This window comes from Micrococcus flavus (assembly GCF_014204815.1).
Classification (GTDB): Bacteria; Actinomycetota; Actinomycetes; order Actinomycetales; family Micrococcaceae; genus Micrococcus; species Micrococcus flavus.
This window is the reverse complement of sequence record NZ_JACHMC010000001.1, coordinates 895,644-909,761: the sequence shown is the minus strand read 5'-3', so window position 1 is coordinate 909,761 and position 14,118 is coordinate 895,644. Positions and strand designations below refer to the sequence as shown.

Below are 14,118 nucleotides of genomic sequence, written 5' to 3'. Positions count from 1 at the left end.
GGAGGCCATGCCCGCGTCCGACCTGCCCCCCGTCCGTGTCCTCGGCCTCGCCCCCGACCTCGTCGACTACGAGCACGCGTGGGACCTGCAGCGGGGCCTGCACGCCGACGTCGTCGCCGGCCGGTCCCCCGGTGAGATCCTCCTGCTCGAGCACGAGGCCGTGTACACCGCGGGGCGCCGCACCGAGGACGCGGAGCGGCCCACGGACGGGTCCCGCGTCGTGGACGTGGACCGCGGGGGCAAGATCACGTGGCACGGCCCCGGCCAGCTGGTCGGCTACCCTGTGGTGCGCCTGCGGGACCGCGCCCACGTCAAGGACTACGTGTGGTTCCTCGAGGAGGTGCTGATCCGCACCGCGGCGGACCACGGCGTCACCGCCGTGCGCGTGGACGGCCGCGCGGGGATCTGGATCCTCGCCGACGAGGCCCCCGACGGCACCCCGCGCCCGGACCGCAAGCTGGGCGCGATCGGGCTGTCCATCCATGAGGGCGTGTCCATGCACGGCTTCGCCCTGAACTGCTCCAACTCACTGGAGCCCTACGGGACCATCGTGGCGTGCGGGATCGCCGACGCCGCCACCACCACCCTGTCCGCGGAGGCCGGCCGCACCCTGACCCCGGCCGACGTCCTGCCCGTCCTCGTGCGCCACGTCGAGGACCTGGGCCCCCAGCACATCGCCCTGACCCCCACGGAAGGAACGCCCGCATGACCGCCGCACCCGAGGGCCGTCGCCTGCTCCGCGTCGAGGCCCGCAACGCCGAGGTCCCCGTCGAGCGCAAGCCCGAATGGATCAAGGCCAAGGTCCACATGGGACCCGAATACGTGGGACTCAAGAACACGGTGAAGAAGTCCGGCCTGCACACCGTGTGCGAGGAGGCCGGCTGCCCCAACATCTTCGAGTGCTGGGAGGACCGGGAGGCCACGTTCCTGATCGGCGGCGACATCTGCACCCGTCGCTGCGACTTCTGCGACATCGCGACGGGCCGCCCGCTGCCGCTGGACCGGGACGAGCCCCGGCGGGTCGCGGAGAACATCCGCGAGATGGACCTGCGCTACTGCACCGTGACCGGCGTCGCCCGCGACGACCAGAAGGACGGCGCGGCCTGGCTCTACGGGGAGACCATCCGCCGCATCCACGAGCTGAACCCCAGCACGGGCGTGGAGATCCTGCCCCCGGACTTCGGCGCCGTCCCCGAGCTCGTGCAGCAGGTGTTCGACGCCCGCCCCGAGGTGTTCGCGCACAACCTGGAGACCGTGCCGCGCATCTTCAAGCGGATCCGCCCGGCCTTCACCTACGAGAAGTCGCTGCGCGTGCTTACCATGGCGAAGGAGCAGGAGCTCGTCACCAAGTCCAACCTGATCCTCGGGATGGGCGAGACCGACGAGGAGATCGACCAGGCGCTCGTGGACCTCCACGAGGCCGGCTGCGACATCATCACGGTCACCCAGTACGTCCGACCCTCCAAGCTGCACCACCCGATCGACCGGTGGGTGCGCCCTCAGGAGTTCGTGCAGTGGTCCGAGCGGGCCGAGGAGATCGGCTTCGCCGGCGTCATGGCCGGCCCCCTCGTGCGCTCCTCGTACCGCGCGGGCAAGCTCTACGCGCAGGCGATGGAGCGCCTCGGCCGGGAGGTGCCCGCCCATCTCCAGCACCTCATGGGCGAGCGCACGGCCACGCAGGAGGCGGCCGCCGTCGTCGCCCGGATGTCCTGAGACCCGCCGGTAGACTGGATCCACCATGGCCAAGAACACCCCCACCCCTGCGTCCTCGTCCGGCTCCACCGCGGCCTCCCTCAAGGAGGTCAAGGCGATGCAGCGCGATCGGCGCCGCCAGCTCAAGGCGGACGCCAAGGCCGACCGCGCCCGCAAGCGCTCCGCCGGCGGACCGGGCATCGTCACGCAGCTGAAGCAGGTCTACGCCGTCACCAGGGAGCACGAGCCGCGACTGCTCCTCTGGATGGGTCTGGCGTTCGGCGCCGCGCTGCTGGTGGGGCTGCTCATCGGCCTGCTGCTGGAGAACTGGATCACGTGGCTGCTGATCGCCCTCCCGTTCGGCGTGCTCGCCGCGGTGATCGTGATGAACCGCCTGGGCGAGAAGGCGATGTACTCGCGCCTCGAGGGCCAGACCGGCGCCGCGGGGGCCACGCTGTCCTCGCTGGGCCGCGGCTGGATCGTGTCCGAGCAGCCCGTGGCGATGAACCCGAAGACGCAGGACCTGGTGTACCGGGCCGTCGGCCGCCCGGGCGTGGTGCTGGTGACGGAGGGTCCCGTCCAGCGTGTCGGCAAGCTCCTGTCCAAGGAGGAGCGCGCGATGGAGCGCTTCCTGCCGGGCGTGCCCGTCCACGTGGTGCAGACCGGCCGCGGCGAGGGCCAGACGCCGCTGCACGAGGTGCCCAAGACGCTCAAGGCCCTCCCGAAGAAGCTCACGGCCCAGGAGGTCGCGGCCGTGGACAAGCGGCTGAACGCGCTCGGCGCCCAGCGCCTGCCCATCCCCAAGGGCGTGGACCCGATGCGCGCCCGCCCCGATCGCCGCGGCCTGCGCGGCCGCTGACCCGGCACCGACGACGACGCCCCACCGGTGGACCGGTGGGGCGTCGTCGTGTCCTGGGGCGGCCGCCCGCCCGGCCCGTGCGGTCACATGCGCAGCTCGACGGTGTCCGCGGCACGATCGTGCATGCCGCGGCCGTCGGGGCCGACCACGACGGCCGGCAGGACCAGGCACAGCAGCGCCGTGCGGATCAGCACGCGGTGCACCGGGGCCGTGCGCCCGCCCACGGCGACCACCTGGATCCGGCACAGGGCCTTGCCCACCGTGGTGGCGAGCAGGCTGAGGCCGACCACGTGCATCGCCGCGAAGACGAGGAGGGTGGCGATCGGGTCGCCCCCGAAGGCGAGGCCCGACACGAGGAGGGCGAGCGCCCAGTCGATCACGAGGGCGGCGGCGCGGCGGGCCGCCGTGGCCATCGATGCGGGTCCGTGCTCGGGCAGTCCGAGCAGATCACCGGGCCATCGTCCGCCGATGCTCCCTGCCCCCGGCCCCTCGATCCACCCGCCGAGGTCCTGGCGGGAGATCAGCGGCTCGTCACCGCCGCTCGGCCGGCCGTCGGCAGAGGGTCCTGCGTCGCGGGGGCGGTCCTGGGGGTCAGATGCTCGGTGTGCCACCCGACCAGGATAGTGCGAGGGCCGGACGTTACAGTCCCGAAACACGCACGTCACGCCGGGCACACGCGGGATCGCTACGGTGGACCCATGCCGTGCGCCTCGGCGCGCGGACGTCCGAACCGTCTCCAGGAAGGCCACCAGCACCATGTTCACCTCCGTCGAGGAAGTGCTCGCCTACATCAAGGAGGAGGGCGTCGAGTTCGTCGACATCCGCTTCACCGACCTGCCGGGCATGCAGCACCACTTCAACGTCCCCGCCTCCTCCGTGGACGAGGACTTCTTCGTCAACGGCCAGCTGTTCGACGGGTCCTCGATCCGCGGCTTCGCGGGGATCGCCGAATCCGACATGCAGCTGATCCCGGACGTCGGGACCGCCTTCCTGGACCCGTTCCGCATGCGCAAGACGCTGACGATGAACTTCTCCATCGTCAACCCGCGCACCGGCGAGCCGTACCTGCGCGACCCGCGCGGCGTCGCCCAGCGCGCCGAGGCGTACCTGACCTCCACCGGCATCGCGGACACGGCCTTCTTCGCCCCCGAGGCCGAGTTCTTCGTCTTCGACGACGTGCGCTACGAGTCCCACCCGAAGGGCTCCTTCTACGCCGTGGACTCGGACGAGGCATGGTGGAACACCGGGCGCCGGGACGAGGGCGGCAACCAGGGGTACAAGACCGCCGTCAAGGGCGGCTACTTCCCCGTGTCCCCGACCGACAAGCAGGCGGACCTGCGGGACGAGATGTGCGCGGTGCTCGCGGAGGTGGGCCTCGAGGTCGAGCGCTCCCATCACGAGGTCGCCGCACCGGGCCAGGCCGAGATCAACTACCGGTTCAACACGCTGACCCACTCGGCGGACGACCTGCAGAAGTTCAAGTACGTCGTCAAGAACGTGGCGGACCAGTTCGGCAAGAGCGCGACGTTCATGCCCAAGCCGGTCTTCGGCGACAACGGCTCCGGCATGCACTGCCACCAGTCGCTGTGGCGGGACGGCGAGCCGCTGTTCTTCGACGAGCAGGGCTACGCCAACCTGTCCGACACGGCCCGGTGGTACATCGGCGGGCTGCTCAAGCACGCCTCGGCCGTGCTTGCCTTCACCAACCCCACGGTGAACTCCTACCGCCGCCTGGTGCCGGGCTTCGAGGCCCCCGTGAACATGGTGTACTCGCAGGGCAACCGCTCCGCCGGCATCCGCATCCCGATCACCGGCGCCAACCCCAAGGCCAAGCGCATCGAGTTCCGCGCCCCGGACGCCTCGTCCAACCCCTACCTGGCGTTCGCTGCGCAGCTGATGGCCGGCCTGGACGGCATCCGCAACCGCATCGAGCCCGCCGAGCCAATCGACAAGGACCTCTACGAGCTCCCGCCGGAGGAGGCTGCGGACATCCAGAAGGCCCCGGCGTCCCTCGAGGAGGCCCTGCGCGCCCTGGAGGAGGACCACGAGTTCCTGCTCGAGGGCGACGTCTTCACCGAGGAGATCATCCGCACCTGGATCGACTACAAGCGGGAGACGGAGATCGCCCCGCTGTCGCTGCGCCCGAACCCCTACGAGTTCGAGCTGTACTACTCGGTGTGATCCCGGTCGCGGCCTGAGCCGTGGCTCGCGTCCGACGCCGGCCCGCCCCACCCGGGGCGGGCCGGCGTCGTCGTCCCCCCGGGCGGTCGGCGCGGTCCGACGGCCGGAATAGTCCCGCGAGCGCCGACGCTGTGCCCGGCATGACCGAGACCCCCACCGCCTCCCCCGAGACCGCCGACACCTCCACCCCCCTCCTGTCCCTGCTCGACCTGGCCACGGTGCGCACCGGCCAGGGCGTCGGCGAGGCGATCGCGCAGTCGGTGGAGCTCGCGCAGGTGGCCGAGGCGCAGGGCCTGCACCGGGTCTGGTACGCCGAGCACCACAACATGGAGCGCATCGCCTCCTCCGCCACGGCGGTGCTGATCGCGCACGTGGCCGCGCAGACGAGCACCATCCGGGTGGGCTCGGGCGGCGTGATGCTCCCCAACCACTCCCCGCTGGTGATCGCCGAGCAGTTCGGCACCCTGGCCGAGCTGCACCCCGGCCGGATCGACCTCGGGCTGGGTCGCGCCCCCGGCACCGACCAGCGCACCCTGCAGGCGTTGCGCCGCTCCCCTGAGACGGCCGAGCGGTTCCCCCAGGACGTGCTCGAGCTGCAGGGCTACCTGCGCGGGCAGTCGCGGGTGCCGGGCATCGCCGCGTACCCGGGCGCCGGCACGGACGTGCCGCTGTACATCCTGGGCTCCTCCGCGTTCGGCGCCCAGCTCGCCGCGCGGCTGGGCCTCGGCTACGCGTTCGCCAGCCACTTCGCCCCGCAGATGCTCGAGCACGCCGCGCGCCTCTACCGCGAGCACTTCGAGCCCTCCGACGCCCTGGACCGCCCCCACTTCATCGCCGCGGCCAACGTGATCGCCGCGGACTCCCCGGACGCCGCGCAGGAGCAGTGGGAGCTCACCCGCCGCGAGCGGATCCGCATGATGCTCGGCCGCGGACGCACGCTCACCGACGACGAGGTGGACATGCTCCTCGACTCCCCCGCCGGTCAGCAGGTGCTCGGCATGCTCGAGTGCTCCGCGGTGGGCACCGGGCCCGAGGTGCGGACCTGGCTGCGCGACTTCGCGGACCGGGTGCAGGCCGACGAGCTCATCGTCACGACGGCGGCGCCGGACCAGGCGGCGCGGATCCGCACCCTCGAGCTGCTCGGGGAGCACGTGGTCCGGGGCTGAGGCCCGGCGGCCCGGGCTCAGAGGCCGTAGAACCGGTGCTCGAACACCTGACGGGCCTGGCGGGTCACCCGCAGGTAGCGCTCCTCGAAGGCGGCGCCGTGGTCGTTCTCGCCCGCCAGCCGCGCGAGGGCGCCCAGGTCGCGGGCGTTGGTGGGGAGGACGTCCGAGCCCTTGCCGGTCCACAGCACCAGGGAGGCGCGGACGCGCGTGGCCAGCAGCCATGCCTCCTCCAGCAGCGCGGCCTCGGCGGACCCGAGGATCTCCTGCCGGGCCAGGGCGCGCAGCGCCGGGAGCGTCCCGGTGACGCGGAGGGCCTCGACCTCGTGGGCGTGGCGCAGCTGCAGGGACTGGACGAGCCACTCCACGTCCGAGAGGCCGCCGCGGCCGAGCTTGACGTGCCGGGCGGGGTCCGCGCCGCGCGGCAGCCGTTCGGCCTCCACGCGGGCCTTGATGCGTCGGATCTCGCGCGCGTCCGCCGCGGTGAGGTCCGTGCCGTAGCGCACCCCGTCGGCCCACGCGGTGAAGGCGGCGGCCAGGTCGTCGTCGCCGGCCACGGGCCGGGCCCGCAGCAGCGCCTGCCGCTCCCAGACCTCCGCCCACCGGGCGTAATACTCCTGGTAGGAGTCGAGGGTCCGCACGAGGGGGCCCTGGCGGCCCTCCGGGCGCAGGTCCAGGTCCACCTCGAGGGGGTGCTCGCTGGGCAGCGGGGGCTGGGCCGGCCCCTTCAGCAGGGAGATGAGCCGCCGGGCGACCGCCTCGGCCTCCTGCGCCGCCGCGGACGGGTCCGCCCCCTCCCGCGGCCGGTGGACCACCATGGCGTCCAGGTCCGAGCCGTAGGTGATCTCGCGGCCGCCCTGACGGCCCATGGCCACCACCAGCAGGTCCGTCAGCGGCTCCCCGTCCCCCACGGTCGCGTGCACGGCCACCCGCAGGGCGCCGAGGACGGCGGCCTGGTCCGCGTCTGCGAGGGCGGCGGCCGTCTGCTCGAGCGAGCACACCCCCGTCATGTCCGCCAGGGCGATCCGCAGGACCTCGCGCTGGCGGATCTGCCGGACGTGGCGGATGACCTGCGCCGCGTCCTCGTCCGCGCCGCGCCGGTCGAGGCGCGCCTGCACCTCGCCCCACAGCGTCTCGAGGGACCGCGGCTCGAGGTCCCGGGAGTCCCCCACCCAGGCGACGGACTCCGGGGAGTGCTCGAGCAGGTCTCCGACCCGGCGGGAGCCGGCGAGGACCAGGCACAGCCGTCGGGCGGCGTCGGAGGAGTCCCGGAGCATGCGCAGGAACCAGGCGGACGCCCCGAGGGACTCCGACAGCCGGCGGAAGGCCAGCAGCCCGGCGTCGGGGTCGGGGCCGTCCGCGAACCAGCCGAGCATGACCGGCAGCAGCTGCCGCTGGACCGCCGCGCGGCGGGAGACGCCGCGGGTGAGGGCCTCGATGTGGCCCAGGGCGGACCGCGGATCCCGGTAGCCCAGGGCGGACAGGCGCGCCTTGACCGCGTCCGCGGTGAGCCGGACCTCGTCCTCGGACAGGGCGGCGGTGGTGGACAGCAGCGGCCGGTAGAACACGGTCCGGTGCAGGGACCGGACCTCGCGGCGCACCGTGTCGAACCGCTCCTGCAGGTCCTCGGCCGCGGCGGGGCCCGTGTCCGCGGCCCCCCGCAGGGACCGGGCCACCACCCGCTGGGCGGCCTCCTTCGCAGGCATCAGGTGCGTGCGACGCAGGTGGACCAGCTGGATGCGGTGCTCGAGGGCGCGCAGCCAGCGGTAGTGCGCGGCGAAGCGCTCGGTGTCCGCGGTGGAGATGTAGGAGGCCCGATGCAGGGCGTCGAGGGCGTCCAGCGTCGCGCGCACGCGCACGCTCTCGTCCGCGCGCCCGTGCACCAGCTGCAGCAGCTGGGCCGTGAACTCGACGTCGCGGAGCCCGCCCGGGCCGAGCTTGACCTCGCGATCCCGCTCCCCACGCGCGATCGTGTCGATCACGCGGGTGCGCATGCGGCGCACGTCCTCCACGAAGCCCTCCCGCGCGGCGGACTCCCACACCCGCGGCCACACGGCGTCCACGTACCGGCGGCCCAGCTCCGCGTCGCCGGCCAGCGGCCGCGCCTTGAGCAGCGCCTGGAACTCCCAGCCGTGCGCCCAGCGCCGGTAGTACTCCACGTGGGAGGCCGGCGTGCGGGAGAGCGCGCCGTCCTTCCCCTCGGGACGCAGGTTGGCGTCCACCTCCCACAGGCCGGGCTCGGGCGCGGGGCCGGTGAGCACGCGGGAGATGCCCGCGGCGAGGTCCGCGGCCAGGCGGGCGGCCGCGGCGTCGTCGGGCGCGTCCTCCGCGGACGGGTCGGCCACCTCGTGGACGAACACGACGTCCACGTCGGAGATGTAGTTGAGCTCCCGGGCCCCGCACTTGCCCATGCCGATCACCGCGAGGTCCAGGTGGTCCACCGCCGCGCCCTCGCGGGCGGCGAGCTCGGCCCGCGAGACCGCGAGCGCGGCCTCGACCGCGGCCCCGGCGAGGTCGGCGAGCCAGCGGCCGACGTCCGGCAGGACGGCCGTGGGGTCGGCCGAGCCGAGGTCCGCGAGGGCGACGGCGGTCAGCTGACGCCGGTAGGCACGGCGCAGCGGGACGGCGGCGTCCGCCCCGGTGAGGGCGGCCACGGGCCGCGGGGCGTCGGGGTCGGCCCCGACGGCGGTCAGCAGCAGGGCGCGCAGCGCGGCGGGCTCGTCCGACCACGCGGCCCCGCCGGCCGCCGGGTCCGGCTGGGCGAGCGCCGGGGCCGTGGCGGCGGCGCGGTCCGGCGCCAGGACGAGGTCGAGGTGCTCGGGCCGGCGGATGAGGAACTCCCCGAGGGCCTCGGAGGCGCCCAGCAGCCGCAGCAGGGCGGCCGTGCGGCCGGCGTCGGCCAGGGCCCGGTGCACCCCGGGCTCACGCTCGGCGAGGCGGATGTAGAGCAGCAGGGCGCGGTCGGGGTCGGCGGCGTGGGCCAGGCCGGCCACCAGCGCGTCCCGATCCTGGCCGGCCAGTTCCGGGGACTCCAGCAGGTGCTCGGCGCGGGCGGGGTCCACGACGCCGGCGTGGCCGAGGGCGCGGCGAAGGCCCCCGGAGGCGGCGGGGGACGGGGGCAGCGCGCTCACGGGATCAGAGCCCCGTCAGGTAGCGGCGCAGCTCGTAGGGGGTGATCTCCACGCGGTAGTCGTCCCACTCCTGGCGTTTGTTGCGCAGGAGGGCCTCATAGACGTGCTCGCCGAGCACCTCGGCCATGAACTCCGACTCCTCCGCGGCCCGCACGGCGTCGTGCAGGGTGCCCGGCAGCGAGTCGTGGCCCAGCACCCGCCGCTCCTGGGCGGACAGCGCGCCGACGTCCTCGGAGGCCGGCTCCGGGAGGTCGTAGCCCTCCTCGATCCCCCTGAGGCCCGCCGCGATCAGCAGCGCGTAGGCCAGGTACGGGTTCGCCGACGCGTCGAGACCGCGGTACTCGATGCGGGCGGAGCCCGCCTTGTCCGGCTTGTACAGCGGGACGCGCACGAGGGCGGAGCGGTTGTTGTGCCCCCAGGACACGTACGAGGGCGCCTCGTCCGCGCCCCACAGCCGCTTGTAGGAGTTCACGAACTGGTGGGTGACGAGGCTCATCTCCACCGAGTGGCGCAGGAGCCCGGCGATGAACCGGCGGCCGGTGACGGAGAGCCGGAACTCGTCCGCCGGGTCGTAGAACGCGTTGGCGTCACCCTCGAAGAGGGAGAAGTGCGTGTGCATCCCGGAGCCGGGGTGCCGGCCGAACGGCTTGGGCATGAAGGTGGCGTAGATGCCCTGATGGGCCGCCACCTCCTTCATGATCGTGCGGAACGTCTGCACATTGTCCGCCGTGGTGAGCGCGTCCGCGGCGCGCAGGTCGATCTCGTTCTGGCCGGGGCCGGTCTCGTGGTGGCTGAACTCCACCGAGATGCCCATGTCCTCGAGCATCATCACGGCGTCCCGGCGGAAGTCCTGCGCCGCGCCGCCGGGGACGTGGTCGAAGTAGCCGGCCCGGTCCACGGGCACCGGCTCGCCGTCCGGGCCGGGGGTGTCCGACGCGAGGAGGTAGAACTCGATCTCCGGGTGCGTGTAGCAGCTGAAGCCCATCCCGGACGCACGGTCCAGCACGCGCCGCAGGACGTTGCGGGGGTCGGCCGGTGCGGGACGCCGGTCCGGGGTGAGCACGTCGCAGTACATGCGGGAGGAGTTCCCGGCCTCGTCGCGCCACGGGAGGATCTGGAACGTCGAGGGGTCCGGCTGGAGCAGCATGTCGGACTCGGAGATGCGCGTGTAGCCGTCGATCGACGAGCCGTCGAACCCGAGCCCCTCGGAGAACGCCGCCTCGACCTCCGCGGGCGCCAGCGCGACGGACTTGAGGGTGCCGATGACGTCGGTGAACCACAGACGCACGAAGCGCACGTCCCGGTCCTCGATGGTGCGGAGCACGAAATCCTTCTGACGGTCCATGCGGCCACTCTAGACGCCCCCCGGCCCCGGCGGGCCGGGCGCGACGGCCCCCGCCGGTGCCGGGCGGCCGGGGGCCCGCCCGTAGACTGCCGCCCATGAGCGAGACCCCCGCGACCGACGTCCCCGGCGCCGAGACCGCCGCCCCCTACGCCTCCCCGACGCCGGCCCCGGCCGACGCCGCGCGGACGGCGGCCGCGCCGGCCCGCGTCCGGACCGTGCACCTGCAGCGGGCGAAGGACGCGGGACACCGGTTCGCGATGCTGACCACGTACGACGCGATGACGGCCGCCCTGTTCGACGAGGCCGGGGTCGAGGTCCTCCTGGTGGGCGACTCCGTGGGCAACACCGTCCTGGGCCACTCCTCCACGCTGCCCGTGACCCTGGACCAGATGGTCCTGTTCTCCGGCGCCGTGGTGCGCGGCGCCTCGCGCGCCCTCGTGGTGGCGGACCTGCCGTTCGGCTCCTACGAGGCGTCCCCCGAGCAGGCGGTCGCCGCCGGCGTGCGGCTGATGAAGGAGGCGGGCGTCCACGCGGTCAAGGCGGAGGGGGACGAGCGGTTCGCCCCGCACGTCGCCGCGATGACGGCCGCCGGCGTCCCGGTCATGGCGCACATCGGGTTCACCCCGCAGTCCGAGCACGTCCTCGGCGGCTACCGGGTGCAGGGCCGCGGGGACGGGGCCACGGAGCGCCTGGTCGCCTCGGCCCGCGCGCTCGAGGAGGCCGGGGCGTTCGCCGTCCTCATGGAGATGGTCCCCTCCGCCGTCGCGGAGGCCGTGGACGCCGCACTGCGCGTGCCGACCGTGGGCATCGGCGCCGGCCCCGCGACCACGGGACAGGTGCTCGTGTGGCAGGACATGCTGGGTCTGCGGGAGGGCCGCGTCCCCCGGTTCGTGCGCCAGTACGCCCGGCTGCACGAGGTGGTGGGCGAGGCGGTGCGCGCGTACCGCGAGGACGTGCTGGACGGGTCCTTCCCCGCGCCCGAGCACGGCTTCGAAGCCTGACGGCCCGCCCCGCCGGGGGCGAGACCGGGATGTCAGGACGCGTCGTTGAACGGGTTGGCGTCCCAGTCGTCGTCGGCCTCGTCGGCGCGGTCCGCGGCCTCGTTGCGGGCCCGGACCCTGGCGAGGGCGCCCTCGGCCTCGGCGCGGGAGCCGTAGGGGCCGAGCAGGTCCTTCCAGTCGGACTGGGGACCCTCCTCCACCTGGTGGGTGCGGACGTTGAACCAGTACCCGCTGCCGGGCTCGTGCGTGTCAGTCATGGCCCACACCCTAGACCGGCGGGGCGGGCGCGGACACCCGGGACGGACGCCCCCGATACGCTGGAGGGCATGCCCGTCCAGACCTCCCCCGCCCCCGCCAGCCACAACGGACCCCGCCCGGAGGGCCCGCCCGCCCCGGAGCCGGGCTCGCTCGCCCCCATCGGCCGGCTCTCCCCCGGCGCCGCCTCGGCGGCCCCGCCCGTGCCGGCGTCGATCCCCCGGCCCGAGTACGTCGGCAAGGCCACGGCTGACGAGGGGAACGCCTCGGACGTCTACGACGCCGAGGGGATCGCCCGGATCCGGGAGGCCGGCCGGATCGCGGCGCAGGCCATGGAGCACACCGCAGCCCACATCCGCCCGGGCGTCACCACGGACGAGCTCGACCGGATCGCCCACGAGTTCCTCGTGGCCGCCGGCGCCTACCCCTCCTGCCTGGGCTACCGCGGGTTCCCCCGGTCCATCTGCACGTCGGTGAACGAGGTCATCTGCCACGGGATCCCGGACTCCACCGTCCTGGAGGACGGGGACATCGTGAACCTGGACATCACGGCCTACCTCGACGGCGTCCACGGCGACCACAACCGCACCTACCTCGTGGGCGACGTGGACGAGGAGTCCCGCCTGCTCGTCGAGCGCACCGAGGAGGCCCTGCGCCGCGGCATCCGGGCCGTCAAGCCCGGCCGCCAGGTGAACGTGATCGGCCGGGCCATCGAGTCGTACGCCAAGCGCTTCGGCTACGGCGTGGTCCGCGACTTCATCGGCCACGGCGTGGGCGTGGAGTTCCACTCCGGCCTGGTCATCCCCCACTACGACGCCGCCCCCGCCCACGACCGCCTCCTCGTGCCCGGCATGGTGTTCACCATCGAGCCGATGATCACCCTCGGCACGATCGAGTGGGACCAGTGGGACGACGGCTGGACGGTCGTCACCCGGGACCGCCGCCGGACGGCCCAGTTCGAGCACACGATCGCGGTCACCGAGGACGGCGCGGAGATCCTCACCCTGCCCTGACCCGGACCGAGTCCGTACACTGGCGGCCGTGAGCTTCCCGAACACCGGTGCGATCGCGCACCTTCCCCCGTCCCCGTCCACGCACCCCGCCGTCCTCGGCGTCGACATCGGCGGCACCGGCATGAAGGGCGGGATCGTCCGCCTCGGGGCCGGGCCGAAGTCCGGCTCCCTGCGCGGCGACCGGTTCCGGCTGCCCACCCCGCAGCCGGCCCTGCCGGAGACCATGGCATGCACACTCGCGCAGATCGTCTCGGAGCTGGACACCCGCACGAAGGCCCCCCATCCGGACTCCCCGGTCGGCGTGTGCTTCCCCTCGATTGTCCAGCACGGGGTCTGCCGGTCGGCGAACAACATCGACCCCTCGTGGATCGGCGTCGACCTGCGCGAGACCTTCGAGGACGCGCTCCAGCGCCCCGTCGCCGTGGTCAACGACGCCGACGCGGCCGGCCTGGCCGAGGCGCGCTACGGCGCGGGCCGCGGCGTGGACGGGCTCGTGCTGGTCATCACCCTCGGCACCGGCATCGGCGGCGCCATGATCCACGACGGCGTCCTGATCCCGAACTTCGAGGTGGGCTCCCTGGAGCTGGACGGCGTCATGGCCGAGACCCGCGCGTCCGCGAAGGCCCGCGAGCGCGAGGACCTGTCCTGGCCCGAGTACGCCACCCGGCTGCAGCGGTTCTTCTCCCACGTGGAGCGGATCCTCTCCCCCGACCTGTTCATCGTGGGCGGCGGCATCTCCAAGCGCCCCGACGACTACCTGCCGCTGCTGACGCTGGACACCCCCATCGTCCCCGCGCAGCTGAAGAACAATGCGGGCATCGTGGGCGCCGCGCTCGCGGCCCACGCCGACCCGGCGGACCGCACGGCGGCCTGACGCCGTCCGGCCCCGGACGCACCGAGGGCGGTTCCGGCTTCCCCTCCGGAACCGCCCTCGGCGTCTGCGGGCCGCCTGCGCGGCCACGACAGACACTCTAGCGCCTGGGCAGGCGCGGCTGCACCGCGGTGCGCCCGCGTGTCGCCGCCTCCTGGGCGCGCAGCTCGGAGATGGCGTCGGCGAAGTCGTCCAGGGACTCGAAGTCCTGGTAGACCGAGGCGAAGCGCAGGTAGGCCACCTGGTCGAGGCGCCGCAGCGGCCCGAGGATCGCCAGGCCGACGGCGTGGGCGTCCACCTCGGCGTGGCCCGAGGCGCGCACGGCCTCCTCCACCTCCTGGGCCAGGACGGCGAGGTCGTCGCTCGAGACGGGCCGTCCCTGGCAGGCCTTGCGGACCCCGTTGATGACCTTGGACCGGTCGAACGGCTCGGCCACCCCGGAGCGCTTGACCACGGTCAGCGACGTGGTCTCCATGGTGGTGAAGCGCTTGCCGCACGCCCGGCACTGCCGGCGCCGGCGGATGGCGGAGCCGTCCTCCAGGGAGCGGGAGTCCACCACGCGGGAGTCCTCATGGCGGCAGTAGGGGCAGTGCACGGCGGCGTCCTC

13 protein-coding genes are annotated in these 14,118 nt (G+C 73.8%); 8 read left to right on the top strand and 5 right to left on the bottom strand.

Translation table 11 applies throughout. The features are described 5' to 3' along the window. The first annotated feature begins 7 nt into the window (after window positions 1-7). The 3 genes from lipB to BJ976_RS04275 are packed head-to-tail and all read left to right on the top strand — an operon-like array spanning window position 8 to window position 2,551. A complete protein-coding gene (lipB, locus tag BJ976_RS04285; RefSeq protein ID WP_135030784.1) occupies window positions 8-709 on the top strand; it encodes a lipoyl(octanoyl) transferase LipB in 702 nt (233 codons plus the stop codon). Then, the gene (gene lipA / locus BJ976_RS04280) at window positions 706-1,713 is read left to right on the top strand and encodes a lipoyl synthase (protein ID WP_135030785.1); all 1,008 of its coding nucleotides are present in this window, start codon (window positions 706-708) and stop codon (window positions 1,711-1,713) included. Before lipB ends, lipA begins: the two co-directional genes overlap by 4 nt. 25 nt (window positions 1,714-1,738) lie before the next feature. Beyond that, window positions 1,739-2,551 (top strand): DUF4191 domain-containing protein, encoded by an 813-nt coding sequence (locus BJ976_RS04275; protein ID WP_135030786.1) that lies wholly within the window; start codon window positions 1,739-1,741, stop codon window positions 2,549-2,551. 83 nt (window positions 2,552-2,634) lie between these two features. Here the strand turns inward: BJ976_RS04275 and BJ976_RS04270 are convergent, their stop codons facing one another. Continuing rightward, entirely contained in the window at window positions 2,635-3,162 is a 528-nt protein-coding gene (locus BJ976_RS04270; protein ID WP_229667028.1) for an RDD family protein, read from the bottom strand. 145 nt (window positions 3,163-3,307) lie between these two features. Here BJ976_RS04270 and glnA point away from each other — a divergent pair, with 145 nt between their 5' ends. Beyond that, the gene (gene glnA / locus BJ976_RS04265) at window positions 3,308-4,732 is read left to right on the top strand and encodes a type I glutamate--ammonia ligase (RefSeq protein ID WP_135030788.1); all 1,425 of its coding nucleotides are present in this window, start codon (window positions 3,308-3,310) and stop codon (window positions 4,730-4,732) included. Window positions 4,733-4,872: 140 nt separating this feature from the next. After that, entirely contained in the window at window positions 4,873-5,898 is a 1,026-nt protein-coding gene (locus BJ976_RS04260) for an LLM class flavin-dependent oxidoreductase (RefSeq protein ID WP_135030789.1), read from the top strand. 17 nt (window positions 5,899-5,915) lie between these two features. On the opposite strand, the gene BJ976_RS04255 is transcribed toward BJ976_RS04260, so the two are convergent. Together BJ976_RS04255 and BJ976_RS04250 are read right to left on the bottom strand one after the other, a co-directional pair. Next, window positions 5,916-9,026, bottom strand: coding sequence for a bifunctional [glutamine synthetase] adenylyltransferase/[glutamine synthetase]-adenylyl-L-tyrosine phosphorylase (locus BJ976_RS04255; RefSeq protein ID WP_135030790.1), 3,111 nt, complete (start codon window positions 9,024-9,026; stop codon window positions 5,916-5,918). A 4-nt stretch (window positions 9,027-9,030) separates the two neighbouring features. Beyond that, window positions 9,031-10,371, bottom strand: a complete 1,341-nt coding sequence (locus BJ976_RS04250; RefSeq protein ID WP_135030791.1) for a glutamine synthetase family protein — start codon at window positions 10,369-10,371, stop codon at window positions 9,031-9,033. A gap of 95 nt (window positions 10,372-10,466) precedes the next feature. On the opposite strand from BJ976_RS04250, the gene panB reads away from it, so the two are divergent. Then, entirely contained in the window at window positions 10,467-11,372 is a 906-nt protein-coding gene (gene panB / locus BJ976_RS04245) for a 3-methyl-2-oxobutanoate hydroxymethyltransferase (RefSeq protein ID WP_135030792.1), read from the top strand. A gap of 32 nt (window positions 11,373-11,404) precedes the next feature. Here panB and BJ976_RS04240 read toward each other — a convergent pair whose 3' ends face one another. After that, window positions 11,405-11,629, bottom strand: coding sequence for an SPOR domain-containing protein (locus tag BJ976_RS04240; protein ID WP_135030793.1), 225 nt, complete (start codon window positions 11,627-11,629; stop codon window positions 11,405-11,407). 69 nt (window positions 11,630-11,698) lie between these two features. On the opposite strand from BJ976_RS04240, the gene map reads away from it, so the two are divergent. Both map and ppgK read left to right on the top strand, forming a co-directional pair. Beyond that, a complete protein-coding gene (gene map / locus BJ976_RS04235) occupies window positions 11,699-12,640 on the top strand; it encodes a type I methionyl aminopeptidase (RefSeq protein ID WP_135030794.1) in 942 nt (313 codons plus the stop codon). Window positions 12,641-12,692: 52 nt separating this feature from the next. Further along, window positions 12,693-13,514 carry a polyphosphate--glucose phosphotransferase gene (ppgK, locus tag BJ976_RS04230; protein WP_229667144.1) on the top strand — a complete coding sequence of 274 codons (822 nt, stop codon included), beginning with the start codon at window positions 12,693-12,695 and terminating at the stop codon, window positions 13,512-13,514. A gap of 97 nt (window positions 13,515-13,611) precedes the next feature. Here the strand turns inward: ppgK and nrdR are convergent, their stop codons facing one another. Next, window positions 13,612-14,106, bottom strand: coding sequence for a transcriptional regulator NrdR (gene nrdR, locus BJ976_RS04225; RefSeq protein WP_135030795.1), 495 nt, complete (start codon window positions 14,104-14,106; stop codon window positions 13,612-13,614). Window positions 14,107-14,118: the final 12 nt, after the last annotated feature.

What these genes read in the sequence shown, in the direction of transcription:
- lipB (WP_135030784.1), top strand. Translation starts at nt 8, where the DNA reads ATGCCCGCGTCCGACCTGCCCCCCGTCCGTGTCCTCGGCCTCGCCCCC.
- panB (WP_135030792.1), top strand. Translation starts at nt 10,467, where the DNA reads ATGAGCGAGACCCCCGCGACCGACGTCCCCGGCGCCGAGACCGCCGCC.
- BJ976_RS04240 (WP_135030793.1), bottom strand. Translation starts at nt 11,629, where the DNA reads ATGACTGACACGCACGAGCCCGGCAGCGGGTACTGGTTCAACGTCCGC.
- glnA (WP_135030788.1), top strand. Translation starts at nt 3,308, where the DNA reads ATGTTCACCTCCGTCGAGGAAGTGCTCGCCTACATCAAGGAGGAGGGC.
- BJ976_RS04260 (WP_135030789.1), top strand. Translation starts at nt 4,873, where the DNA reads ATGACCGAGACCCCCACCGCCTCCCCCGAGACCGCCGACACCTCCACC.
- BJ976_RS04250 (WP_135030791.1), bottom strand. Translation starts at nt 10,371, where the DNA reads ATGGACCGTCAGAAGGATTTCGTGCTCCGCACCATCGAGGACCGGGAC.
- lipA (WP_135030785.1), top strand. Translation starts at nt 706, where the DNA reads ATGACCGCCGCACCCGAGGGCCGTCGCCTGCTCCGCGTCGAGGCCCGC.
- BJ976_RS04275 (WP_135030786.1), top strand. Translation starts at nt 1,739, where the DNA reads ATGGCCAAGAACACCCCCACCCCTGCGTCCTCGTCCGGCTCCACCGCG.
- map (WP_135030794.1), top strand. Translation starts at nt 11,699, where the DNA reads ATGCCCGTCCAGACCTCCCCCGCCCCCGCCAGCCACAACGGACCCCGC.